The sequence below is a fragment of the Rhodobacter maritimus genome, from assembly GCF_058747975.1.
In genome coordinates this window covers 1,524,019-1,544,476 of record NZ_CM179095.1, presented here as the reverse complement: position 1 = coordinate 1,544,476, position 20,458 = coordinate 1,524,019, and the positions used below count along the sequence as shown (strand labels likewise).

At 66.1% G+C, this 20,458-nt stretch carries 23 protein-coding genes; 4 read left to right on the top strand and 19 right to left on the bottom strand.

All coding sequences use genetic code 11. From position 1 onward, the window contains the following. Positions 1-7: 7 nt before the first annotated feature. Genes AC4PTO_RS07860 through AC4PTO_RS07845 form a run of 4 tightly spaced genes read right to left on the bottom strand, consistent with a single transcriptional unit; the run spans position 8 to position 4,302 of the window. Positions 8-826 (bottom strand): glycosyltransferase family 2 protein, encoded by an 819-nt coding sequence (locus tag AC4PTO_RS07860; RefSeq protein ID WP_492733179.1) that lies wholly within the window; start codon positions 824-826, stop codon positions 8-10. A gap of 49 nt (positions 827-875) precedes the next feature. Continuing rightward, a complete protein-coding gene (locus AC4PTO_RS07855) occupies positions 876-1,976 on the bottom strand; it encodes a glycosyltransferase family 4 protein (protein WP_492733178.1) in 1,101 nt (366 codons plus the stop codon). Continuing rightward, positions 1,964-3,031, bottom strand: coding sequence for a glycosyltransferase family 4 protein (locus AC4PTO_RS07850; RefSeq protein WP_492733177.1), 1,068 nt, complete (start codon positions 3,029-3,031; stop codon positions 1,964-1,966). The genes AC4PTO_RS07855 and AC4PTO_RS07850 overlap by 13 nt, the downstream gene beginning before the upstream one ends. Continuing rightward, a complete protein-coding gene (locus AC4PTO_RS07845) occupies positions 3,028-4,302 on the bottom strand; it encodes a lipopolysaccharide biosynthesis protein (RefSeq protein WP_492733176.1) in 1,275 nt (424 codons plus the stop codon). Before AC4PTO_RS07845 ends, AC4PTO_RS07850 begins: the two co-directional genes overlap by 4 nt. Before the next feature lie 225 nt (positions 4,303-4,527). Here AC4PTO_RS07845 and AC4PTO_RS07840 point away from each other — a divergent pair, with 225 nt between their 5' ends. From AC4PTO_RS07840 to AC4PTO_RS07830, 3 genes are all read left to right on the top strand, one after another. Beyond that, the gene (locus AC4PTO_RS07840; RefSeq protein ID WP_492733175.1) at positions 4,528-4,794 is read left to right on the top strand and encodes a spike base protein, RCAP_Rcc01079 family; all 267 of its coding nucleotides are present in this window, start codon (positions 4,528-4,530) and stop codon (positions 4,792-4,794) included. After that, on the top strand, positions 4,794-5,564 hold the full coding sequence (locus AC4PTO_RS07835; protein WP_492733174.1) for a hypothetical protein: 771 nt from the start codon (positions 4,794-4,796) through the stop codon (positions 5,562-5,564). Before AC4PTO_RS07840 ends, AC4PTO_RS07835 begins: the two co-directional genes overlap by 1 nt. A gap of 163 nt (positions 5,565-5,727) precedes the next feature. Next, entirely contained in the window at positions 5,728-7,134 is a 1,407-nt protein-coding gene (locus tag AC4PTO_RS07830) for a mannose-1-phosphate guanylyltransferase/mannose-6-phosphate isomerase (protein ID WP_492733572.1), read from the top strand. On the opposite strand, the gene AC4PTO_RS07825 is transcribed toward AC4PTO_RS07830, so the two are convergent. Then, entirely contained in the window at positions 7,131-8,171 is a 1,041-nt protein-coding gene (locus tag AC4PTO_RS07825) for an AbrB family transcriptional regulator (RefSeq protein ID WP_492733173.1), read from the bottom strand. The two genes, AC4PTO_RS07830 and AC4PTO_RS07825, sit on opposite strands and share 4 nt — an antisense overlap. 165 nt (positions 8,172-8,336) lie before the next feature. Between AC4PTO_RS07825 and AC4PTO_RS07820 the strand changes: the two genes are divergently transcribed. Further along, positions 8,337-8,582: a peptidase gene (locus AC4PTO_RS07820; protein ID WP_492733172.1), complete on the top strand. Its 246-nt coding sequence runs from the start codon at positions 8,337-8,339 to the stop codon at positions 8,580-8,582. Here the strand turns inward: AC4PTO_RS07820 and AC4PTO_RS07815 are convergent. The 14 genes from AC4PTO_RS07815 to AC4PTO_RS07750 all read right to left on the bottom strand — a co-directional run bounded on the left by AC4PTO_RS07815 (position 8,564) and on the right by AC4PTO_RS07750 (position 20,330). Further along, positions 8,564-9,265, bottom strand: coding sequence for a cysteine hydrolase family protein (locus tag AC4PTO_RS07815; protein WP_492733171.1), 702 nt, complete (start codon positions 9,263-9,265; stop codon positions 8,564-8,566). The two genes, AC4PTO_RS07820 and AC4PTO_RS07815, sit on opposite strands and share 19 nt — an antisense overlap. Before the next feature lie 13 nt (positions 9,266-9,278). Continuing rightward, positions 9,279-10,307: a phosphotransferase enzyme family protein gene (locus AC4PTO_RS07810; protein WP_492733170.1), complete on the bottom strand. Its 1,029-nt coding sequence runs from the start codon at positions 10,305-10,307 to the stop codon at positions 9,279-9,281. A gap of 23 nt (positions 10,308-10,330) precedes the next feature. After that, positions 10,331-11,101: a 3-oxoacyl-ACP reductase FabG gene (gene fabG / locus AC4PTO_RS07805; RefSeq protein WP_492733169.1), complete on the bottom strand. Its 771-nt coding sequence runs from the start codon at positions 11,099-11,101 to the stop codon at positions 10,331-10,333. A 71-nt stretch (positions 11,102-11,172) separates the two neighbouring features. Beyond that, the gene (locus AC4PTO_RS07800) at positions 11,173-11,985 is read right to left on the bottom strand and encodes an ABC transporter permease (protein WP_492733168.1); all 813 of its coding nucleotides are present in this window, start codon (positions 11,983-11,985) and stop codon (positions 11,173-11,175) included. Next, on the bottom strand, positions 11,985-12,839 hold the full coding sequence (locus AC4PTO_RS07795) for an ABC transporter permease (RefSeq protein WP_492733167.1): 855 nt from the start codon (positions 12,837-12,839) through the stop codon (positions 11,985-11,987). Before AC4PTO_RS07795 ends, AC4PTO_RS07800 begins: the two co-directional genes overlap by 1 nt. Next, positions 12,839-13,924, bottom strand: a complete 1,086-nt coding sequence (locus tag AC4PTO_RS07790; protein WP_492733166.1) for an ABC transporter ATP-binding protein — start codon at positions 13,922-13,924, stop codon at positions 12,839-12,841. The genes AC4PTO_RS07795 and AC4PTO_RS07790 overlap by 1 nt, the downstream gene beginning before the upstream one ends. A gap of 67 nt (positions 13,925-13,991) precedes the next feature. Beyond that, a complete protein-coding gene (locus AC4PTO_RS07785) occupies positions 13,992-15,131 on the bottom strand; it encodes an ABC transporter substrate-binding protein (RefSeq protein ID WP_492733165.1) in 1,140 nt (379 codons plus the stop codon). A gap of 118 nt (positions 15,132-15,249) precedes the next feature. Next, the gene (locus tag AC4PTO_RS07780) at positions 15,250-15,879 is read right to left on the bottom strand and encodes a hypothetical protein (RefSeq protein ID WP_492733164.1); all 630 of its coding nucleotides are present in this window, start codon (positions 15,877-15,879) and stop codon (positions 15,250-15,252) included. A gap of 30 nt (positions 15,880-15,909) precedes the next feature. Beyond that, positions 15,910-16,194, bottom strand: a complete 285-nt coding sequence (locus tag AC4PTO_RS07775; RefSeq protein ID WP_492733163.1) for a BMC domain-containing protein — start codon at positions 16,192-16,194, stop codon at positions 15,910-15,912. A 12-nt stretch (positions 16,195-16,206) separates the two neighbouring features. Next, complete coding sequence (locus AC4PTO_RS07770; protein WP_492733162.1) at positions 16,207-16,461, bottom strand: EutN/CcmL family microcompartment protein; 255 nt, start codon at positions 16,459-16,461, stop codon at positions 16,207-16,209. Then, entirely contained in the window at positions 16,458-16,898 is a 441-nt protein-coding gene (locus AC4PTO_RS07765) for a hypothetical protein (protein WP_492733161.1), read from the bottom strand. Before AC4PTO_RS07765 ends, AC4PTO_RS07770 begins: the two co-directional genes overlap by 4 nt. Beyond that, a complete protein-coding gene (locus AC4PTO_RS07760) occupies positions 16,895-17,506 on the bottom strand; it encodes a BMC domain-containing protein (RefSeq protein WP_492733160.1) in 612 nt (203 codons plus the stop codon). Before AC4PTO_RS07760 ends, AC4PTO_RS07765 begins: the two co-directional genes overlap by 4 nt. Beyond that, positions 17,506-19,053, bottom strand: a complete 1,548-nt coding sequence (locus tag AC4PTO_RS07755) for an aldehyde dehydrogenase family protein (RefSeq protein ID WP_492733159.1) — start codon at positions 19,051-19,053, stop codon at positions 17,506-17,508. Before AC4PTO_RS07755 ends, AC4PTO_RS07760 begins: the two co-directional genes overlap by 1 nt. Then, a complete protein-coding gene (locus AC4PTO_RS07750; protein WP_492733158.1) occupies positions 19,050-20,330 on the bottom strand; it encodes a class-III pyridoxal-phosphate-dependent aminotransferase in 1,281 nt (426 codons plus the stop codon). Before AC4PTO_RS07750 ends, AC4PTO_RS07755 begins: the two co-directional genes overlap by 4 nt. Positions 20,331-20,458: the final 128 nt, after the last annotated feature.

Genomic DNA, 20,458 nt, shown 5'->3' with positions numbered 1-20,458 from the left:
GGATGCTTCAGGCCGCGGGCAGGATACGCTCGCGCAGCCCGGCCATGCGGCGCAAGAGGCGCTTGGCGCGGTCGGGCACGAGGTCATAGCCAAGCCGCGCCAGCGGAAAGAGGTGGAACCGCGCCGGAAGCGCGAAGCGGCGCACCGCATCGGCCTGCATCCGCGCAAGCGCGCGGTTCTGCGCGCGTCGCCGGAAGCGGCTTTGGAAGAAGCTGTCATCGCGCAGGCGGCGCAGCACCAGCGGCTCGGGCAGGTTGGCGACGCGGTGGCGGCTTGCGACCCGCAGGAACAGGTCGAAATCGATCAGGCAGCTTTGCCAGGGATCGTAGTTAAGCCCCTCGGCCACGATCGCGCGGCGCAGCATCACGCCCGAATGGCTGTAGGGGATGCAGCGCGCGGCCATGGCGCGGATCGCGGCATCGTCTTGCGGGTAAAGGCGGATCGCATGTTCGCCGCGCTGCGTGTCGCACCGCTCTTCGCCGCAGCCGAGCCAGGCGACATCGGGATGGGCGTCGAGAAAGGCCGCCTGCCGCGCAAGCCGTTCGGGATAGGCCGCGTCATCGGCATCGAGGATGGCGACATAGTCCCCCCGCGCCTCTTGCAGGCCAAGAGCGAGGGCCCCGCCCCGCCCGAGCCGGCCCGCATGGATCACCCGCAGGCGCGGATCGCGCAGCGCGGCCAGGATCGCGGGGGTGTCGTCCTCGGAGCCGTCATCGACCACGAGCACCTCGAAATCGTCGAAGCTTTGGGCAAAGAGGCTGTCCAGCGCGGACCCGATCCGGGCCTGTTCGTTATAGGCGGTGACAAGGGCGGTAACGCGCGGCATGGAATTTCCACAAGGGCTTGACAACTTATAGTTGTTTATCTTTCAGCAATCAACGATCAATGCGTGCGTCGCAGGCCGCGTAAAGCGCAAGGTAGCGCGCGACCATGGCCGAGATGTCGCAGGCCCCGGCGTGCAGCCCCGTCAACCCGAAAGGCGCGGCAAGGGCCTCGGCCAGAGCGTCGGGGCGGCCGGGCGGGACCAGCCGCACCCCCTGCCCCAGCCCGGCGGTTTCCCGAAGCGCGGGAATGTCGGCGGCAATCGCGGGCCGGCCAAGGGCCATGGCCTCGGCAAGGGCAAGGCCAAAGCCTTCGTGCAGGCTGGGCACCAGCACGGCGGCGGCCGAGGCCATGCGGGCAAGCACCTCGGACCGCGGGCGCCACCCGGCAAAGACCACGCGGTCTGCAAGCCCGAGCGCCGCGGCGCGGGCCGCAAGCGCCGCGTGGTCGGGGCCATCACCGATCAGTTCCAGGTCGAGATCGGGCAGCCCCGGCGCCGCGCGGGCAAACGCCTCAAGCGCGATCCGCTGGCCCTTGGCCGCCACCATGCGCCCCGCGACGACCAGCACGCGCCGCGCCCCCGGACGCGGCCAGGGGCGCACCTGCCCAAGCGCGGCCAGATCCAGCCCGTTGCGGATGACCAGATGCCGCGCGGGCACCCCCGTCCCAGGCCAGAGCGGCGCCTCGGCCGCCCCGTAGCTGGCCGCGACATGGTGCGAGACATGCACGATGTGATCGGCCGCCCCCTGGGTCAGGCGGCCAAGCGCGCGCAGATGGGGCGACATCCCGCCCCGGACCTCGTGGCAGGTCGAGATAACGCGCGCCCCCGCCCGCCGCGCCTGCCAGCGGGCGATCCCCCCCGGAACGATAAAGTTCGTATGCACCAGATCGGGGCGAAGCCGGTCCAGAAGGCGCGCGAAAGCGGGGGCGAAGCGGGCATGCTGATGCAGCACCTGCCCCGGCCAATGCGCGCGCGGCACGCGGATCGGATGATCTTGCACGCCGGCCGGCCCCGGCATTGCAAAGGGCGCGCGGCCATCGTCCCACCGGCAGGAATGCACCTCGTGCCCGGCGGCCGTGGCCCCGGCGGCGATGGGGTCAAGCAGGCTCCAGATCGACTGGGCCCCGGCGCGATCGACCATCAGGATGCGCATGCGGCGATCCTTGCATAAAGCGCGGGATAGCGGGCGAATTGCGCTACGGTCGTATAGCGGGCGCGCACATGGGCGGCCCCGGCCTGCGCGATGCGGTGGCGCAGCGCCGGATCGTCCCGCAGGCGGGTCAGGATCCGGGCCAGGGCCTCGGCATCGCCCGCCGGAAAGCTGAACCCCGTGCGGCCGGGCAGGATGTAATCCGCCGCGGCGGGATAATCGGCGGTGACGACCGGCAGGCCAAGCGCCATCGCCTCGATCGCGGCAAGCCCCAGCCCCTCGAAGCGCGAGGGCAGGACGAAGACATCCGCCCCCCGGAACAGCGCGAAAAGCTCGGCCCGCTGCATGCGGCCGGGCAAGGACAGCGCCACCCCGGCGGCGCGGGCGCGTTCGGACAAGGCTGCGCGCTGCGGCCCCTCGCCCGCGATCAGCAGCTCGGCCCCCGGAACGTCGCGCACCGCCGCGACCAGCGTGTGCCAGTGCTTTTCGGGCGCAAGACGCCCGGCCCCGACAACGCGAAAACGCGCGGCCGTCCCCGGCCCGGCGGGCAGATCCTCACGCAAGAGCGCGGCGGGAAGCGGCGCAGAGATGACCTCGGCGGGGCGCGCCGGGCCGACGATCGCGGCGACCTCATCCAGCACCGCCCCCGAGACGCAGACCACCCCGTCGGCCATGCGCAGCGCCAGCCGCCAGCCCAGCCGGTGGCGCCATGACCAGTTCGCCAGCGGCTGATGCAGCGTCACAAGGCTGCGCACCCCGCCCGGGCGCCGCAGGCGCAGCACGGCGATGGCCGGAAGCAGCCGCGAATAAAGATGGAACTGCACCAGCGCCCCTTCGGGCAGGCCGCGCAGCAGCCGGGCAAAGCCGCCAAGCCCGCCGGGCGCATGCGTTTCAAGCCCCGCGAACCGCGCGCGGGCGGCCTCGGCGGTTCCACTCAGGGGCACGATGACCTGCGGGATTTCGGGGGCGAGATGGCGGGCCAGGGCCTCTACATAGACCTCGGTTCCGCCATGGCCCGGCGCCTCGATCACATGAAAGACGCAAGCGGGGCCGCTCATGCTCGCGCCAGCCGCAGGCAGGTGGCAAGCAGCGCCGCGTAATGGACCAAAAGCACAAGCGCATAGCCAAGCACCATGCCCGTCAACCCGAGGTCCAGCACCGCCCCCGCCCCAAGCGCCGCCATCACCAGAAGGGCGCGTTGCAGCTGAAACCACAGGAACAGCTTCTGGCGGCCCGTCACCGTCAGCAATCCGACGATGGCCGAGGCCGGAAACTGCGTCAGCAGATGCACCGAGATCAGCGCCGCGATCTGCCCCGCAAGAACCCAGTCTTCCCCGAAAAGCGGGCCGAAGGCAAAGGGCCCGGCAAGCGCGATCCCGGCCACCACAGGCAGCGCGGCAAGCGCGCCGCGCCGGGCATAGTGCCGCGTCAGATCGCCAACGCCCCGGCGGGCGCGGCAGCGCGCCGCGGCCTCGGCATGATAGGCGCGCGCCAGCGAGCCGCCGATCAGGTTGACCGGAACCGTCACCACCATCACCCCAAGCCCCACCTGCCCCACGGTGGCCGGGTCGAAGCGGAAGGCCACCACCAGCACCAGCGCCTGCATCGAGGCATAAAGCACCAGATCGGCCGGAAAGCGGTAAAGGGCGAAAGCCCTGCTTGCCCCAAGCGCCGCGATCAGGCGCCGCCGCCGCAGCCCGCGGGCAAGCCCCGCGAATTCCGGGGCGAACCGGCGCAGCGTGCGCCCGATCCCCGCGCTTTGCCCGACGATCTGGCCAAGCAGCAGCCCCACCGGCTGCGCCCCGAACAGCCCCAGCCCGATCTTGACCCCCGCCCCATACAGCGCCTGCGCCACCCGCGTCTGCGCCAAAAGCCCGTAATCGCGCCGCCGCGCCGCCCAATGGGCCAGCACCGTATAGGCGAAAAGCAGCATCAGCGCGGGCGGGAACAGCCAAAGCCAGGGGCCAAGCGCGGCGATAGCGGGGGCCGCCGGGCCGAGAAGGCGGATGCCAAGCCACAGGGCCGCACCAAGAACGAAGGCATTGCCCGCCGCAATCAGCGCCGTTGCCGCCAGAAGCGCGAAGGCGGTGCAGTCGCTGCGCAAAAGCGCCACCCCCTCTTCCAGGCGCAGCGCAAGCGCGGGCGACAGCACCATGACCATGGCCGAGAAGACCGCGAGCAGCCCGAAATCGGCCGGCCCGTAAAGCCGCGTCACGGCGGGCATCGCGGCCAGCCCGATCAGGCGCCCGGCAAGCGCGCCGGAAAACAGCACCCCCGCCGCCCCGCCGCGCCCGAAGGCCGCCGTCACCCTGGCTGCCGGCCCCATCATCGTCGGGGCGTCCCTGCGGTATTCTCAACGGTGTGCCGCAATCGAATATCTCTACCTTTGCGATAGTTACCCTTCGCGTCGCACAATCGGGACGGGCTGACAAGCGTTTTCGCGGCGGGCCGCGGCGCACGGCCCGGCCACGGTGAATTAACCGTTGCGCCCTAGGACTTTGCGGCAATCGGCAACGCGCCCTTTTCCCTGAACGACACGAGCGAGGACCCTGACATGAGCAACCCCTTTTCCAACCGCAACGCAGCACTGAGCGATCCGGCCCGCGACCTGGTTCCCGTCATCCCCTCGGACAGCACGGAGCTTGAGCATGTGGCCGTGGCGCTTTACGTCGAAGGCGCGGGCACGCTGTCTTTCGTGACCGTCTCGGGCGCGGTGCGCAGCGTGAATGTGGCGGATTTCTCGATCCTGCCGGTCGGCGTGCGCCGGGTGAACGCCACGGGCACCACCGCGACCACGATCCATGCATTCTCGGTGATCTGATGACGGGTGCGGGTTTTTCATACGGCGCGCTCGCGCTGCGCCAAAGGCATGGCGCGGCGGGGCGCTTCGACCCCTCCGCCCTTCTGCCGGCGGCCTGGTCTGACCCCTCGGATCTGTCCACGCTGTTCCAGGACAGCGCCGGGCTGGTGCCCGTCACGGCGCCGGGGCAGCCGGTCGGGCAGATGCGCGATCTGTCGGGGAACGAGCATCATCTGGTGCAGGCCACGGCCTCGGCCCGGCCGGTCCTGCAAGGCGACGGGCAACGGCTCTGGCTGGAGCTGGATGGCGTGAACGATACGCTGAGCTGCGCCGTCACGCCCGGCGATACGGCCCTGACGCTGATCGCAGGGTGGGAGTGGCAGGGCGACGGGGCCGGAAGCCTGGGCTACGAGGGCATCATGGCCGTCTATTCCGGCAACAGCTATTCGCGCGCGTTGCATTGCGGCCCGGCAGGCCCCGGCGCGCAAATCGTGGGCGCGCTTTCGGGCAGCACGGTGGCGCAGGCCACGGTTCCCGCGGGCGCGCTGGTGCTGCGGGGCCGTTTCACAGGCGTGTCCGGTGCGTTCTCGATCCATGCGAGCGAAACCCATGCCGGGGCAAGCTCGACCAGCGCGCCGGCGCTGCCCGCCACGCTTGCCATCGGACGGGGGCGCAACTACTCCGAACGCGCGATGGGCCGTTTTTTCGGCGGCCTTGCCTGGTTTTCGGACCTGGCCGCCCCCGAGGCCCTTGCGGTCGAGGGCTGGCTGGCCGGCCGCACCCGCGCCTGAGCTCCGCGCGCGCATCGCCCCCGCCATCGCGGCGCGATGCGCGCCCGACACGCCCCGGTTCGCGCCCCGCCGAAGCCGCAGATTTCCATGGACTTTCGGGCGCCCCATCTCCTAAACCCATGCCAATTCCCCTGCCGAAGGATTGCGCATGACCGTTTCCCCCATGATCCACCCGGTGATCCTTTGCGGCGGTTCGGGAACGCGGCTCTGGCCGCTGTCGCGCAAAAGCTACCCCAAGCAGTTCTCGCGGCTTCTGGGCGAGGAAAGCCTGTTTCAGGCCTGCGCCCGCCGCACCCGTGGCCCCGGCTTCGCCGATCCGCTGATCGTGACGGGCGATCCGTTCCGCTTCATCGTGGCCGAGCAGCTTGCCGCGATCGAGATGGGCGCCGGTGCGATCCTGATCGAGCCCGAGGGCCGCAATACCGCCCCCGCCGTTCTGGCCGCCGCGCTGCATCTTGCGCAGGACGCGCCCGATGCGCTGATGCTTGTCGTGCCCTCCGATCATGTCATTCCCGATGCGGCCGCCTTCCGTGCGTCCGTGCAGGCCGCGACCGAAACCGCGCGCGCGGGGCACCTTGTGACCTTCGGCATCACTCCCAGCCGGCCCGAAACAGGCTATGGATATCTGGAGCTTGCGCCGGGATCTTCAAGCACTGCATCAACGCCGCAACCGCTTGCGCGCTTTGTCGAAAAGCCCGATGCCGCCCGCGCGGCGCAGATGCTGGAGGCGGGGAATTTCCTGTGGAATGCCGGCGTGTTCCTGTTCTCCGTCCAGGCGGTTCTGGAGGCGTTCCGCACCCATGCCCCCACGCTTTGCGATGCCGTGGCCGAGGCCGTATCCGGGGCACGCCGCGATCTGGGCTTCACGCGCCTGGCCGAGGCCCCGTGGCGCCACGCCGAAGACATCTCGATCGACTACGCGATCATGGAAAAGACCCCCGGCCTTGCGGTGATGCCCTTCGCGGCCGGCTGGTCCGATCTGGGCAGTTGGGAGGCCGTCTGGCAGGAGACCGGCCCCGACGCGGCGGGCAATGTCGTCTCGTCGCAGGCCACGGCCATCGACTGCCGCGGCAGCCTTCTGCGCTCCGAGGCGGAGGGGCTGGAGCTGGTCGGGATCGGGCTTGAGGACATGATCGCCATCGCCATGACCGATGCGGTCCTTGTGGCCCGGCGCGACGACAGCCAACGCGTCAAGGAGGCGGTCGCCGCGCTGAAGGCGCGCGGGGCGGCGCAATCCGTGGCCTTCCCGCGCGAGCATCGCCCCTGGGGCTGGTTCGAGACCCTTGCGCGCACCGAACGCTTCCAGCTGCGCAAGATCCTGTTGCAGCCCGGCGCCACGCTTGGAACGCAAAGCCATGCGCAACGCTCCGAGACATGGGTGGTGATCGAGGGTCAGGCACGGGTCACGCTGGACGGCGCGGAATCGGCGCTGCTACCCGGCCAGTCGGCGCATATCCCCGCGGGCCGCACGCACAGCCTGACGAACCCGACTGATGCCCCGCTGATGCTGATCGAGGTGCGCACCGGCACCTATCTGGGCGATGACGACGTGCAGCGCTTTGCCGGCTAGCGCTTGCGCATGCGAAGGAAACGCGCGGCGATCGGCGCGCCGGTGATGACAAGGATGATCCGCGTCAGGTGATGGGTGATGACAAAGCCCAGATCGGCCCCCGCGACGATGGCCAGCACCGTCATCTCGGCCTGCCCGCCGGGCGCGTAGGACAAAAACGCCTCGAGCGGCCGGGCAAAGCCCGCCAGGGTCACGATCTCGGTAAAGACCGCGGCCAGCAGCGCAAGGATGACCACGAAGGCCACGCCCGACAGCACCACCTGGCGCACCTCGCGCAGCGTCACGCCGACGTAATAGGTGCCGATCACCATGCCGATCAGGAATTGCGCGGTCAGGATCGCCTCTTTCGGCGGGCGCATATGGATCCAGCCCGCCAGCGAGAAGACCGCCGCCACGATCATCGGCCCAAGGATCGAGGCCCCGAACAGCCCCAGCCTTTCGCCGCCCTTCCAGCCCACGAGCGCCGCCACCGCCATCAGCGCCAGCTCGCGCAGCGGGATCGTATCGAGCGGCGCCCCGATCGGGTTGCTCAGCGTCACGCCGTAAAGCTGGGTCATCAGGATGGGCGCCAGCGTCACGATGATCAGCACGCGCGTGGCATGGATCAGCGACAGCACGCGCACATTGCCGCCCGCCTCCTGCCCGAAGATCACCATGTCCTGAAGCCCGCCCGGCATCGCCGCATAGAACGAGGTCGCCGGGTCGAAGCCGCAATAGCGGTTGAAGAACGGCACCCCGATCAGCGCGATCAGCGCGATATAGACCGGCATCAGCGCGACAGAGGCCGCCATCAGCGGCAGTTGATGCACAAGCGCCGGCGTGACCGAGGCCCCGACCGCAACCCCCAGAATGGTGCGCGCGCCAACTGAAACCACACCCAGCCCCTTCAGCGGCGCCCCCATCAGCGCGGCGATCAGGCAGGCGGACATCGGCCCGAACAGGAACGGCAACGGCAGGCCCGCAACGCTGAAAAGCGCGGCCCCGCCCGCCGCGATGAGCACTGTCAGCGCCCGATGCCATGAATGCAGATGCGTCATCCGTCGCCCTCGGTTCGTCCCAAGCGTCTTCGGCCCAAACGCGGCAAATGACAAGATGTCGCAGGCAGAAAGCGGGCCGATGTTGCGCGCGGCCGGGCAATCCGCTATCGCTTGGGCATCAGATCGCCGGGTCCACGGCGCTGATCACCTGAAAGCACTGAAAAGATGACGCTATTGCGCCTTGCTGCCTATGAGCAGCAGTTGAAATGGCTGGCCTTCGGCCTGGGCCTGTGCAGCACGGTCTGCGTGGTGCAGGGCTGGCAACTGGCCGCGATGCTGTTCAGCCTGCCCTTTTGCCTGATCTGGGTCTATTGCGGCTGGCTGCACCGCGAAAGGCAGCTGAAATACATCAACCTGATGTTAACCGCGCTTTATGTCTACGGGATCGCGCGCTATGTGCTGATTGCCTGAGCCGGCTGGCCCGCGGGCAGGCAGGCGCGCACCTCGTCCGAGGACATGACGTGACAGTAGATCATGTTGATGATCTCAAGCTCGTGGCGGTGCAATTCATCGGTGGCGGCGGCACAGCAATCCTCGGCCACGATCACGCCAAAGCTCTCATCGGCCAGCGACCGCACGGTCGAGCTGACGCATTGGTCGGTGAAGATCCCCGCCACGATCACATCGGTGATCCCGATATTGCGCAGGATGAGGCGCAGGTTGGTGCCAGTCAGCGCGCTGTCGGTCGTCTTGAGGACGGTGATCTCGTCGCCCCTGGGCTGCAGGGCCGGCACAAACTGGCTGTCGGGGCGGTCCTTGGGCAGCAGCAGGTAGTTGAAGCCCGGCTTCTTCTGGCTCAGCGAACGGTCGCGCCCGTCCTCGGTCAGGCAGGCGATACGCGCGAAGATGACCTCGATGCCCCGGTCGCGCGCCCAGTCGACCAGCCGGACGGTATTGGGGATGACGGTGTCGTTCATCCGCTTGAAGAACGGCCCCCATCTTTTTGTTTCTGCGTCATCTTCCTTCGGCTCCAGATAGGTGTTCTGGATGTCGATCACCAAAAGCGCGGTGCGCGCGGGCACCAGCACGATATCGTCGGGCGGGGCCGCGTTTGCGTAATAGAAGCTGCGAAAGGCGGTTTTCCAATCCTGCATGTCGCCGCCCCTATCAAACCGTTCCGGCGGGCAGCGCCACGCCAAGCCGATCAAGATAGGCCGCGCCAAGCCGCGCCGTGGTCGCGGCGAAACCGGGGGCCAGGGCCTGCGGCTCGGGCGCCTCGATATGGCTGCCGATCCAGGCCAGAAGCGCCATGCGGCGCAGCATCACGAAAGTGTCGATCTCGGCCTCATCCTCGGGGCTGAGCGGGCGCACCTTGCGATAGCCGCGCACCCACGCCTCTTTCAGGTCGGGCACGCGTGGATCGTCCTCCATGAAGCTGACGGCGGCAGCGAAATCATACATGAACCAGCCAAAGCCGCAGTCGTCGAAATCAATCAGGCGGGTGCCGTTCCGATCAGTCAAAAGGTTGGTCAGGCGCATGTCGGCATGGATCAGGCCGTAACGGCCCGGCCCCTTGCCATAGGTCGCAAGACGCTGACGCACCGTGGTTTCAAGCTGTTCGAGCGTGGGGCGCACGCGATCGTCGACCTCGGGCGCGGCGCGCCAGTCACCCCAGGTGGGATTGTCACCGAAGACCGCCTCGGCATCCCATGTCAGGCGCTCGAAACCGGCCGGGCGCACCCACCCGATCGAGTGCAGATGTGTCTGCGCCGCGATGCTGCCCAGTTCCTCGAAGGGGGCGAACAGGTCGCCCTCTTCGTCGGGCTGCGTGCCCTCGACGAAATGGAACAGCACCATGAAGCGCGCGGCCTCAAGCCCCGGCGCACGGCCCACCTGGATCGCCTGACCGTCCCGGCCAAGATAATGGCCAGGGGTGACGACGGCGCGGGCCTCGTCCAGCGCGGCAATCCATTCCAGCTCGCACTCGATGGCGCGGCGGGTGTGGTAATTCTCGCGGTGGATGCGCAGGATGGCCCTGAAGCCGCCGGGCGCCTCGACCAGATAGGTCGCATTTTCCGATACGTTGATCAGCCGCGCCCGCGCCCCTTCGGGAAGATCCCACAGGGACAGCGAGTCATTGGCAAGCCGGTTCAGATGTTCCAGCAGTTCCTCAAGCGGCATGTCGCTTCCGGCCATCTCTCGTCCTCCTGCGCGCCGCCTCAGATTTCCTGGATCGCTTCCAGCGATTCCGGGATGATCTGGCCGCCATCCACAACGATCTGCTGGCCGGTGATATAGCCTGCCTCGTCCGAGGCGAAGAACAGGGCCGCATTGCCGATATCTTCGACAGCGCCAAGGCGTTTCAGCGGGATCGAGGCCGCCATCGTATCCAGGTAGTCCTGCCCCAGATCCTGCAACCCCTCGGTATAGATATTGCCCGGCATCACGGCGTTGATGGTGGTGTTGTAGCGCGCCAGTTCCATCGCCGCCGTCTTGAGAAACCCAAGCTGGCCCGCCTTGGAGGCACCGTAATGCGCCCAGCCGGGATAGCCCGTCACCGGCCCCGTGATCGACGAGGTCAGCACCACGCGGCCCTTTCCGGCCTTCTCGAAATGCGGGATGCAGGCCTTGACCGCCAAAAAGGACGAGCGCAGGTTCGTGGCCATCACTCGATCCCATTCCGCCGGATCCATCTCGACGATCTTGGTTTGCGGAAAGGCCCCGGCATTGGCGCACATCACATCGACCCCGCCCTGCGCCCTGGCGACGCGATCCACCATGTCGCGCACGCTGTCCCAATCCGAGACATCGCAGACCTCATAGGAGACATTGCCGGGAATTTCCGCCGCCGCGGCCTTCAGGCTGTCTTCGCCACGCGCGGCAATGGTCACATTCGCGCCCTGACGGGCAAAGACCGTGGCAATCCCGCGCCCGATCCCTTTCGAGCCGCCAGTAACGATGACGCTTTTGCCTTTTAGCGAGGTAAGCATGCGATATTCTCCCTTGTTGTCGTTCAGGCGTTGCCCGGCTTGTTTTTCATGTTGCCGGTTTGTCCGTATTTTCAATCCATTGCGGTGCGACTTTCACGCATTGCACGAACCAGCCAGGTGACTGTGAACGCCACCATGATCACCAGGAAAGATCCCACCACCGACATCACCCCAAGCGTCGGCACCAGCGGCGAGTACCCCGAGACCATCTTGGCATAAAGCCATTCCGGCAAGGTCGAATCCGCGCCCGTGGTGAATAGAGACAGCGGGAAGTTCCCCCAGCTCAGCAGGAAGGCGAACAGCCCCGCCGAGACCAGCCCCGGCATCAGAAGCGGCAGCGTGATCTCGCGCAGGATGGTCAGGGTGCCCGCCCCCATGTCGCGCGCGGCCTCTTCCAGCGCCGGATCGAAGCTGTAGGCGCGGATTGCCACGATCAGCGTGGCGATCGGGGCGATCCAGACCAGATGTGCCACCACGGCCGTCTTCCATGTGGGAATGACCCCGACCGCGTTGAACCACATCAGCAGCGCCAGCCCCAGCACCGTTTGCGGAAAGAAGATCGGCAGCAGGATCAATTTCTGGAACAGCGTGCGGAATTTCCAGTGATAGCGCGCGAAGGCTAGCGCGCCGAAGAAGGCCGCCGCGACCGAGATCACCGTCACGATCACCGCCACCTTCAGCGAGGTCGTCAGCAGGTCGCGCACCGTGTCGCTTTGCAGCGCCTCGGCATACCATTTCGTCGAATAGCGCTTGATCGGAAAGCTCAGGTAGCGTGCCTGAGAGATCGAGGCGAAACCGACCGAGATCAGTGGAAGATACAGCACCACGATGGTCACGATGCCATAGATCAGAAGGGCGATCCGGGTTGAGCGGCTGGGTTGCATCAGCGTTTCCTTCCCATGATCGCATCCAGGTCGACGCGGTTCACGCCAAACAGCGCAAGCCCCCCGATGATCAAGATCAGGATCATCGACAGCGCCGAACCAAGCGGCCAGTTCTGCCCGAACGTGAAGGCGGTCTCGATGTCGTCGGCGATCACGATGACCGCCTGCCCGCCCAGGATCTTGGACTCGGCCAATGCCCCCGCGCCCAGCACGAAGGTCAGAAGCGTGCCCACCACGATACCGGGCGCGGCCAGCGGCAGATCGACATGGCGCAGGATCTGCCAGCGGGTGGCGCCCAGATCCGCCGCCGCCTGGCGCGTATCGTCGGGCACCATCGAGATCCCCTGCGCCAGCGGAAACAGCATGAACGGGAAATAGACATAGACCAGCCCGAAGATGATGATGCCGGTATTGTAAAGCGGGCTTTCAAAGCCCGTCCCCGTCCAGGCGCGGATATACCCCTCAAACAGCCCGCCCTTCATCAGCGTCAGAACCCAGCCGAAAAGCCGGATATTCTCGGACACGAACAGGCTCATGACGACGGCGATGGTCAGCACCAGCGAGAAGCGCCCGAAGACCTTCGCCATGCCATAGGCCAGCGGCCAGCACAGCACGAACAGCACGAGGCTTGCCGCGAAGGCCATGCCAAGCGCCCACAGAAGAGAACGGTAATAGCCTTGCGCGAAGAACACCGAATAGGCCGAAAAGTCAGGCATATTGGCAAGGCTGAACACCTTCTGCGGCATGATCGAGAACAAGGCGACCACCACAAGGGGCGCAAGGAAGCTGAGCAGAAGGATCAGGCCCAGTGGCACCGCGCTGAAGAACCCCAGCCTGTTGTCGAGCCGTTCCATCACGCCCCCCGGATCATATGCGCATGTTCCGCCTCGAAGCCCAGCACGACGGCCGCGCCTTCTGCGCCTGCGAAACGGTCCTCGCGCAGTTTCTCGACGGTCAGCACCTGCCCTTCGGCGGTCTCCACCTCATACTGGATGCGCGAGCCAAGGGCGTATTGCCCCACCAGCGTGCCGCGCACCATGAAATCGGTGCTTTGTCCCGCGGGCAGGAAGCGAACATATTCGGGGCGCACCATGATCGTGCCGGCCTCGCCATGGGCCAGCATCAGCCCCGCCCCGGCGGCCTTTCCGTCCAGGCGGCTTTCAAGGCCGGGGCCTTCGGGGGCACCCCTGGGCGTGCCCGTCACCTCGAAAAGGTTCACCTCACCCATGAACTCGGCCACGAAGCGGCTGACCGGGCTGCCATAGATCACATCGGCCACGGCGATCTGCTCGAACCGGCCCTCTTTCATGATAGCGATCCGGTCCGACATGACCATCGCCTCTTCCAGCGAATGGGTGATGTAGACGAAGGTCTTCCCGGTGCGGGCGTGCAGATCCTTCAACTCTTTCTCAAGCGTCTTGCGCAGCCGGTAGTCCAGCGCCGAAAGCGGTTCGTCGAAGAACAGGATTTCGGGGTCGAAGGCCAGGGCGCGGGCAAGCGCCACGCGCTGCCGCTCACCGCCCGAACATTGCGAGATGCGCTTGTCATAATAGTTTTGCGGAAGGCGCAGAAGATCAAGAAGCTCGAGCGCGCGCTTGCGCCGGACCTGCGGGGCCTCCTTGCGCAGCTTCAGCGGGAATTCGATGTTCTGCCCCACGGTCATGTGCGGGAACAGCGCGAGCGACTGGAACACCATGCAGGTGGGGCGCTGGTTGGCGGGCGTCTGGTCGATACGTTTGTCGCGCAGCCAGATTTCGCCCTCTGACAGCTCCTCCATGCCGACGAGAAGGCGGATCAGGGTGGATTTGCCGCTGCCCGAGGGGCCGACGATCGTGAAGAACTCGCCCTCCTTGATATCAAGCTCGATACCGTGAAGCGCCCGGAACGTGCCGAAATCCTTTACGACATTCCGCAGGCGCAAGATGTTCTGTGCGTCCATTGATGACTTCCGCAAGAGTATGGGTGGGACGACCCCGGGATGTGCCTGCCCCCCGGGGCCGAACGGATCACGAGCGCCGGGCCTGCGTGTAGATCTCGATCAGCGAGTCATAGGATGTCACCACATCGTAATCCAGCGACCGCTCCATCTCTTCGGCAAGGCTGTCCATCTGGATCGCGTCCAGCTCTTCCTCGTCGAACAGCGCCATCACGTCGGGATTGCCCATCTGGCTGACGGGGTTATAGGTGCCTTCGGTGAACGCGACGGCCTTGGCGATTTCGGGCTGTTGCACGAATTCAAGGAAATCCTCGGCCAGCGAGCTGGGATCGGGATTGTTCACCGCCGAGGTCAGCTCGATCCAGGTGCAGCCGCCCTTCCCGTCCACCGGCCCCGAACGCGGCGTGATGGCACGCACATTGGTCGCCCCGTCATAGCGCGCGGGCGATGCGGTATAGGTGCCGCCGGTGAAATAGGCGTCGATCTCGCCATTGATAAGCGCGGTGTTCATGGCCACCAGGTCATCGGTCAAAAGCTTTGCACCACCGAAAATCGCCGTCGCGGTTTCGCGGAACTTCTCCTGATCGGCGCCCTCGACCGGGGCAAAGGGGTTCAGCCCCGCCGTGAGGCACATGTGAATGACGTTCCAGTTGTCATAGGTCAGAACGCCGTAACGCCCCTTCATCGCGGGATCGAGGAACAGGTTCCAGCCCTGATCCTCGGCCATGTCGCGGCTGATCACGTCGGTATTGACCACGAAGGAGAACGGGCCATAGCGCTGCGGCATGCCGATCAGGTTGCCGTCATCGGCAAAGGCCAGCGGATAGGGCGCCGCGAATTCAGGCAGCATCTTTTCGATATGCGGCATGAAGCGGTCCTTGCTGAGCGGCTTGATCAGGCCTTCGGGATAAAGCTGGTCGCGCGCCCAGGGCTGGTTGACGTTGATCAGATCCCAGACCGAGGTTTCGCCCGCGCGCAGCTTGTTGATCATGTCGGGGTCGGACGTGCCGCTTTCGGCCCGCACCGAGGCGCCCGGATTGGCCTTGCGGAACGGCCCCAGAACCTGATCCGAGTTATAGCCTTCCCAGCACAGAACATTCAGCTGGTCGTTGCGCGCGGCGAAGGCGGGCGACAGGGGGCCCGCTGCCGCAAGCCCGGTCAGGGCCATCGTCCTGCCGACGAATTGACGTCTTGAAAGTGTATTGGCCATTTTTAAGTCCTCCTGTTGCACAGATAAGCCGACATCGGGAACGTGCCGACAGGGTCGTTGTGACCTCTTTTGTTCTGCGCCCGGCGGGATGTTTACCTTCTTTCGGGCGCTTGGGTAGTCAGGCTCTGCGGCCCTTGATGCTTTCCAGTTTGCGGGTGATCGTGTCGCGTGCGACCGCCATTTCCGCAGGCGTGCCGGACATGAAGATCCGTCCGGTCGCGCCCATCATCTGGACGTCGTTCAGCACCGCCCCCGGCGCGGCCTTCTCGGCCTCGTTGGCGGCGACGCAGGCGAAAAGCGCCGGCGCCATCTCGTAGATCAGAAGCGCCACGCCCGGAACCAGGATCGAGCCGTCACGCGAACGGTTCAGGATGATCGCGTGCTGGTCCGACAGATCCTCGATGATGTCGTGATACAGGATCTGCGGCGCCAGCTGATCGGCGGGCTTGGCGTCGATCCCGTCAAGGATCGCGCGCCCTGCCGCCTCGAGGTCGCTCATCCGGTCGGCATGCAGTTCCAGCAGGCCGAACTGGCGTTCGGTGAACAGGATCCCCGGCTCCATGTCCGGCGCAGCCTTCAGCGCCAGGTCGGTGATCCGGTGGATGCTGAGCGCGGGGGCCACCTCGATGATCAGCGAATTTTGCCCACGAAACGCGGGGTATCCCCGCGCCCGTGTCGGAGAAGACAGATAGGCCGCGAATTGCGGTTGCAGGTCTTCGATCGGCAGATAGACGCGCAGTTCTGTCATCGCTTGGCTCCCGGCCGGTGCATCTTTGGATTACTTCGTCGCGGCAGCTTCGAAATACTTGCCCAGATCGCCATGCGGGCGCGGGATGACATGCACCGCCGTCACCTCGCCGACCTGCGAGGCCGCTTCGGCGCCCGCCTCGGTCGCGGCCTTGACCGCGCCCACATCGCCGCGCACGACGACCGAGACAAGCCCGCCGCCCACTTCGTTGCGGGCCACGATCTCGACATTGGCCGCCTTGACCATCGCATCCGCCGCCGACAGCGCCGGCACGTAGCCCTTGGTTTCGATCATTCCGATTGCCAGATTTGCCATTGGAGGTTTCCTTCAGGTTTTGGATTTCTTTTCTTCGTCGATTGAACCGATCACCAGCGCGTCGATCGGCGCGGATACACCGCTGAAGTAGCTGGCCGCGACAGATCCCTGCACGACCAGAACGGCCTCGCCCGGCGCGCATCCCAGCGGGTCGAACGCGATCAGCTTGCCGCCGGTGTCGATCTCGATTTCAAGCAGCGCCCCGACGGGCAGGCTGGGAACCCGCCGCGAAGACCAAAGCTTCCCGCTTACGCGTCCTCGTATCATGTTGCACACCTTTCAATTCTGATGCCCTTGCGGCGCGCCTCGTCCTGGGCAAGCGGGGTCAGGCGGCTGGCCGGACCGATGCGCAGGACCTTCTGATCGGGGCGCAAAGCGGCGATGTCGCGCTCGGTGATCAATGATTTCTGCACTGCGTCGGGGATGGCGGCCGCACTGTTGGCCGCGCCCGGCCGCACCGCCGCCGCAAAGCCCGATGGCACAGCCGGCGCCATGCGCAGATCGAAGCGATGCGTGCCCCCCGCGAGTGCGGCGACAAAGGCCGGATCGGCCGCGCGTGCCAGGATGTCCTGCGCGAACCGGGTCAGATCCTCGCCATTGCGGATCTGCACGGTTTCGCTGACCGGACGGCCCGCCCCAAGGCCAAGACCCGCGATCTCTTCGCGCAGGATGGCGCGTATCTCTTCGCGCAGCGCCGACATCATTCGGCCCCCGCCTGTCGCAGCGCGGCCTCGGCGGCGTTGCGCGCATTGCGCACGTCCGCCTCGGCGCCGGCAAGGTAAAGCCGCCCGTTCGCGCCGATCATGCGCATGTCGATGACCTTCACGTCGGCCTCTTTCTCGGCCTCGTTGCAGGCAAGGATGGCATAGGCCGCCGACTGGCATTCCAGCAGGTAGACACTGTCGCCGCCCAGCACCATCGAGCCAAGCTTGTTGCGATTCATCAGGAACGCATGCTGGTCGTCGATCCGCGTCACCAGCTTTGAGGCAAGGATCTTCGGGGCGGCGATGTCGTCCATGGTCTTGCCAAGCGCCCCCAGGATCGCGGCGGCACCGGCATGCACCTCGGCGGTCGAGCGCGAATGGAATTGCAGCGTGCCGAACTGCCGCTCGACCACCAAAAGGCCCGCGCGCACATCGGCGCTTTTCAGCACCACATCGGTAAGCGCCTCGATATCGAGGCCGGGCGCGATCTCGACGATCTGGGCGGCCATACGCGCGCGCGGAAGCGAGCCGCGCATCCAGGTCGAGACATAGGCGAGCGTCTGCGGCTGAAGCTGGTCGATGAAGATCGACGCGCGAAGATCGGCCATCAGGCACCCCCTTTCATGCCGCGCAGTTCCTCAAGGATCAGCTGGCGCAGAAGATCACGGTCAAGGCTCGTCGAAGACGGGGCTGGTTGCGCCGCGAAGCCCGGCGCGGGATCGGGGGATGCGATGGTGGGCGGCGGCGCATCGAGCGCCGAGAAATCGAACTGGCCCATCGGCACGTCGGCGTCGCTGTTATAGGCGATCCGGGTCCAGTGGACCAAATGCTGCGGCCCCACATTCTCGCCCACCGAGGACCGGCCCTTGAAGCCGGTGCCGATCATGAACGAGGGCGGCAAATGCGTCTGGAACCCCGCAGCCCCCTGCGAACAGGGCGCGTTGACCACCACCCGGTAAACCGGCATCGCCTGCGAGAAATGCAAAAGCCGCGCGGGATCGTCGCCATGGAAGGCCGCCGAATGGCCCGCCCCCCTGCGCGCGGTATGCTTGGCGAAGGTCACGGCCTGCTGGAAATCCACCGCCGAGGTCAGCGTCAGCACCGGGCAGAGCTTTTCCTTGAACAGCATATCGTCCTGCCCCGGTTCCGCGACCACGGGAACGAGGATCTTGACCGAGGGGCTGACCCGCAGTCCGGCACGATCCGCAATCCAGGCCGCGCTTTTGCCGATGGCCGCGACGTTGAAGCCCTTGTCGGTAAACAGGTAGTCCCGCAGCCGGTCGGTTTCTTCCGCGTTGCAGACATGGGCGCCCGCGGTGCGCAGCGCCCGTTCCAGGTTGCCGCGGTTGGAATGCAGCGTCACCACGACGCTTTCGTTGGTGCACAGCACCGAATTGTCAAAACTTTTGGACGCCACGAGCCGCCGCGCCGTCTGGTCGACCTTCGCCGTCGGGTCGACATAGGCCACCGCATTGCCCGGCCCCACCCCAAGCGCGGGGTTCGACGAGGAATAGGCCGCGCGCACCATCGCGCCGCCCCCCGTCGCCATGATGACCGAGATCTTGTCCGAACCCATGATGTCCTGCACCAGCGGAACCGAGGGGTTCTCGATGCACTGGATCAGGCCCGAGGGCGCGCCCGCCGCCTCGGCCGCACGGGCCAGCGTGTTGGCGGCATCGACCGACACGTCCTTCGCGGCGGGATGCGGGCTGATGACGATCGCGTTGCGGCTGAGAATGGCCAGCATGGTCTTGTAATAGACGGTCGCCACCGGGTTTGTTGCAGGCGCAAGCGCAAAGACCACGCCCGCGGGCTTGGGCAGTTCCACGATCTTGCGCGCGGCATCGACACGCGGCGAGACAAGATCGATATCCCGGTAATAGTCCAGAAGCGGCAGCGCACTGAGTTCGTTCTTGATCTTCTTGTGCTCGACCACGCCGAAGCCGGTCTCGCGCACGGCCCAGTCGGCATAGAACCCGGCCTTCTCATGCGCCGCACGCGCCACAGCCTCGGCGATCTTCAGAACCGCCTCACGCGGGAAGCTGCTGTAGTAGCGCACCGCCCAGCCGGCGCGCCCGACCTTCATGCGCGCCGAGGACAGATCCCGGTCAGGAACGTTCAGCCGGGCCATTTCAGAGGGAGATTGAACCGTCATGCCGCGCGCCTCGGAGATTTGAGAAGTTGTCGCGCCCGCGGCATCGCGGCATCGAACCTGTCCATGATCTCCTGACACAGGTCGACATCCAGAACGACGCCGGGCTTGAATTGCAGCACCCGCTTGTCGAGCGAGGAGAAGATCGCCCAGACCCCGTTTTCATAAAGCGCCCGCGAAACCGCGACCGCGCCTTCGGGGTGGTCGAATTCCAGCCCCAGCACCACGCCGCGCTGCCTCACCCCCACGAAGATATCGCTGTGGCGGGCCATCATCTCCTGCATCGAGCGGGCGAAGAATTCCGATACGAAGGCCACGTTCGAGATGACCTCGGGACGCTCCAGCATCTCGATCACATGATGACCGACGAGACAGCCGAGTTCGGCCCCGCCCGAGGTCGAGATATGCGCAGCCCCATCCTCGTGCAGCCAGCCGCCGCATTCCTCGTTCACAAGGCAGGCGCTGATCGGGTAGATGCCGCCGCCAAGGCCCTTGCCGGTCACGAAGATGTCGGGGCGCAGGCCATAGCCCTGCCAGCCCCACATCACCCCCGTGCGCATCAGCCCGGTCTGCACCTCGTCCGAGATGAACTTGGCGCCGTATTTGTGGCACAGATCCTGACAGGTCTTCAGGTAGCCCTCGGCCGGCATCGGAAAGCCGTAGGTGGCGGGGATCGTCTCGATGATGAAGGCCGCCACGTCGCCCTTGCGCAGCACCGCTTCCAGCGCATCGGCATCGTTGAAGGGCACCTGCACGAATTCCTCGGGGCGGTCGGCAAGGAAGATCTTGCTGAAGCGGTCGTCGCCGGTGGCCACCGACAGACCCGAATGGCCGTGATAGCCCTTGATGATCGATACGATCTTGCGCTTCTTCGTGGCATAGCGGGCGGTTTTCAGAGCGATCTCGACCGCCTCCGCCCCGCCCGAGCCGAAGATGGCGTATTTCATGTGGGGCGCGGTCTTGACCAGCTTTTCGGCGAAAGCGGCGCGCGCGACCGAGGGGAACCAGTGGTTGCCCATGTCAAAATAATCGAGCCCGGACTTCAGCACCTCGACAAGCTCGGGGTGGCGGTGCCCGAAATTATAGGTGCCGCCATTCAGATGCAGGTCGATCAGGCGTTTGCCCGACATGTCGTAAAGCAGATACCCCTCGCGCCGGTCGATCACCATCGGCGTGCCGGCCTCTTCCCAGAACCGCGTCTTGCCGGGGTTCCAGTACTCGGCGGCCTTCTCAAGAAGTTCCTTCTTCGACTCGAAGGAGAAGTAACCGTAGTTGAACACCTGATTCTCCCATGTTGCAACGTCAGGCTAGCATCCAGCGCCTGCCTTGCAACCATTTTTGTGGCAAGTCGGGCATTTTATCTGTCGACTACCTGCCTTTTTGGTTATATTTCGGGCATTGGAGGGCG

Coding starts and splice junctions, on each gene's coding strand:
- AC4PTO_RS07840 (WP_492733175.1), top strand. CDS start 4,528: ATGAGCAACCCCTTTTCCAACCGCAACGCAGCACTGAGCGATCCGGCC.
- fabG (WP_492733169.1), bottom strand. CDS start 11,101: ATGCTTACCTCGCTAAAAGGCAAAAGCGTCATCGTTACTGGCGGCTCG.
- AC4PTO_RS07830 (WP_492733572.1), top strand. CDS start 5,728: ATGATCCACCCGGTGATCCTTTGCGGCGGTTCGGGAACGCGGCTCTGG.
- AC4PTO_RS07780 (WP_492733164.1), bottom strand. CDS start 15,879: ATGACAGAACTGCGCGTCTATCTGCCGATCGAAGACCTGCAACCGCAA.
- AC4PTO_RS07770 (WP_492733162.1), bottom strand. CDS start 16,461: ATGATACGAGGACGCGTAAGCGGGAAGCTTTGGTCTTCGCGGCGGGTT.
- AC4PTO_RS07785 (WP_492733165.1), bottom strand. CDS start 15,131: ATGGCCAATACACTTTCAAGACGTCAATTCGTCGGCAGGACGATGGCC.
- AC4PTO_RS07825 (WP_492733173.1), bottom strand. CDS start 8,171: ATGACGCATCTGCATTCATGGCATCGGGCGCTGACAGTGCTCATCGCG.
- AC4PTO_RS07775 (WP_492733163.1), bottom strand. CDS start 16,194: ATGGCAAATCTGGCAATCGGAATGATCGAAACCAAGGGCTACGTGCCG.
- AC4PTO_RS07765 (WP_492733161.1), bottom strand. CDS start 16,898: ATGATGTCGGCGCTGCGCGAAGAGATACGCGCCATCCTGCGCGAAGAG.
- AC4PTO_RS07855 (WP_492733178.1), bottom strand. CDS start 1,976: ATGCGCATCCTGATGGTCGATCGCGCCGGGGCCCAGTCGATCTGGAGC.
- AC4PTO_RS07800 (WP_492733168.1), bottom strand. CDS start 11,985: ATGCAACCCAGCCGCTCAACCCGGATCGCCCTTCTGATCTATGGCATC.
- AC4PTO_RS07820 (WP_492733172.1), top strand. CDS start 8,337: ATGACGCTATTGCGCCTTGCTGCCTATGAGCAGCAGTTGAAATGGCTG.
- AC4PTO_RS07845 (WP_492733176.1), bottom strand. CDS start 4,302: ATGATGGGGCCGGCAGCCAGGGTGACGGCGGCCTTCGGGCGCGGCGGG.
- AC4PTO_RS07835 (WP_492733174.1), top strand. CDS start 4,794: ATGACGGGTGCGGGTTTTTCATACGGCGCGCTCGCGCTGCGCCAAAGG.
- AC4PTO_RS07810 (WP_492733170.1), bottom strand. CDS start 10,307: ATGGCCGGAAGCGACATGCCGCTTGAGGAACTGCTGGAACATCTGAAC.
- AC4PTO_RS07790 (WP_492733166.1), bottom strand. CDS start 13,924: ATGGACGCACAGAACATCTTGCGCCTGCGGAATGTCGTAAAGGATTTC.
- AC4PTO_RS07795 (WP_492733167.1), bottom strand. CDS start 12,839: ATGGAACGGCTCGACAACAGGCTGGGGTTCTTCAGCGCGGTGCCACTG.
- AC4PTO_RS07815 (WP_492733171.1), bottom strand. CDS start 9,265: ATGCAGGATTGGAAAACCGCCTTTCGCAGCTTCTATTACGCAAACGCG.
- AC4PTO_RS07850 (WP_492733177.1), bottom strand. CDS start 3,031: ATGAGCGGCCCCGCTTGCGTCTTTCATGTGATCGAGGCGCCGGGCCAT.
- AC4PTO_RS07860 (WP_492733179.1), bottom strand. CDS start 826: ATGCCGCGCGTTACCGCCCTTGTCACCGCCTATAACGAACAGGCCCGG.
- AC4PTO_RS07760 (WP_492733160.1), bottom strand. CDS start 17,506: ATGGCCGATCTTCGCGCGTCGATCTTCATCGACCAGCTTCAGCCGCAG.
- AC4PTO_RS07755 (WP_492733159.1), bottom strand. CDS start 19,053: ATGACGGTTCAATCTCCCTCTGAAATGGCCCGGCTGAACGTTCCTGAC.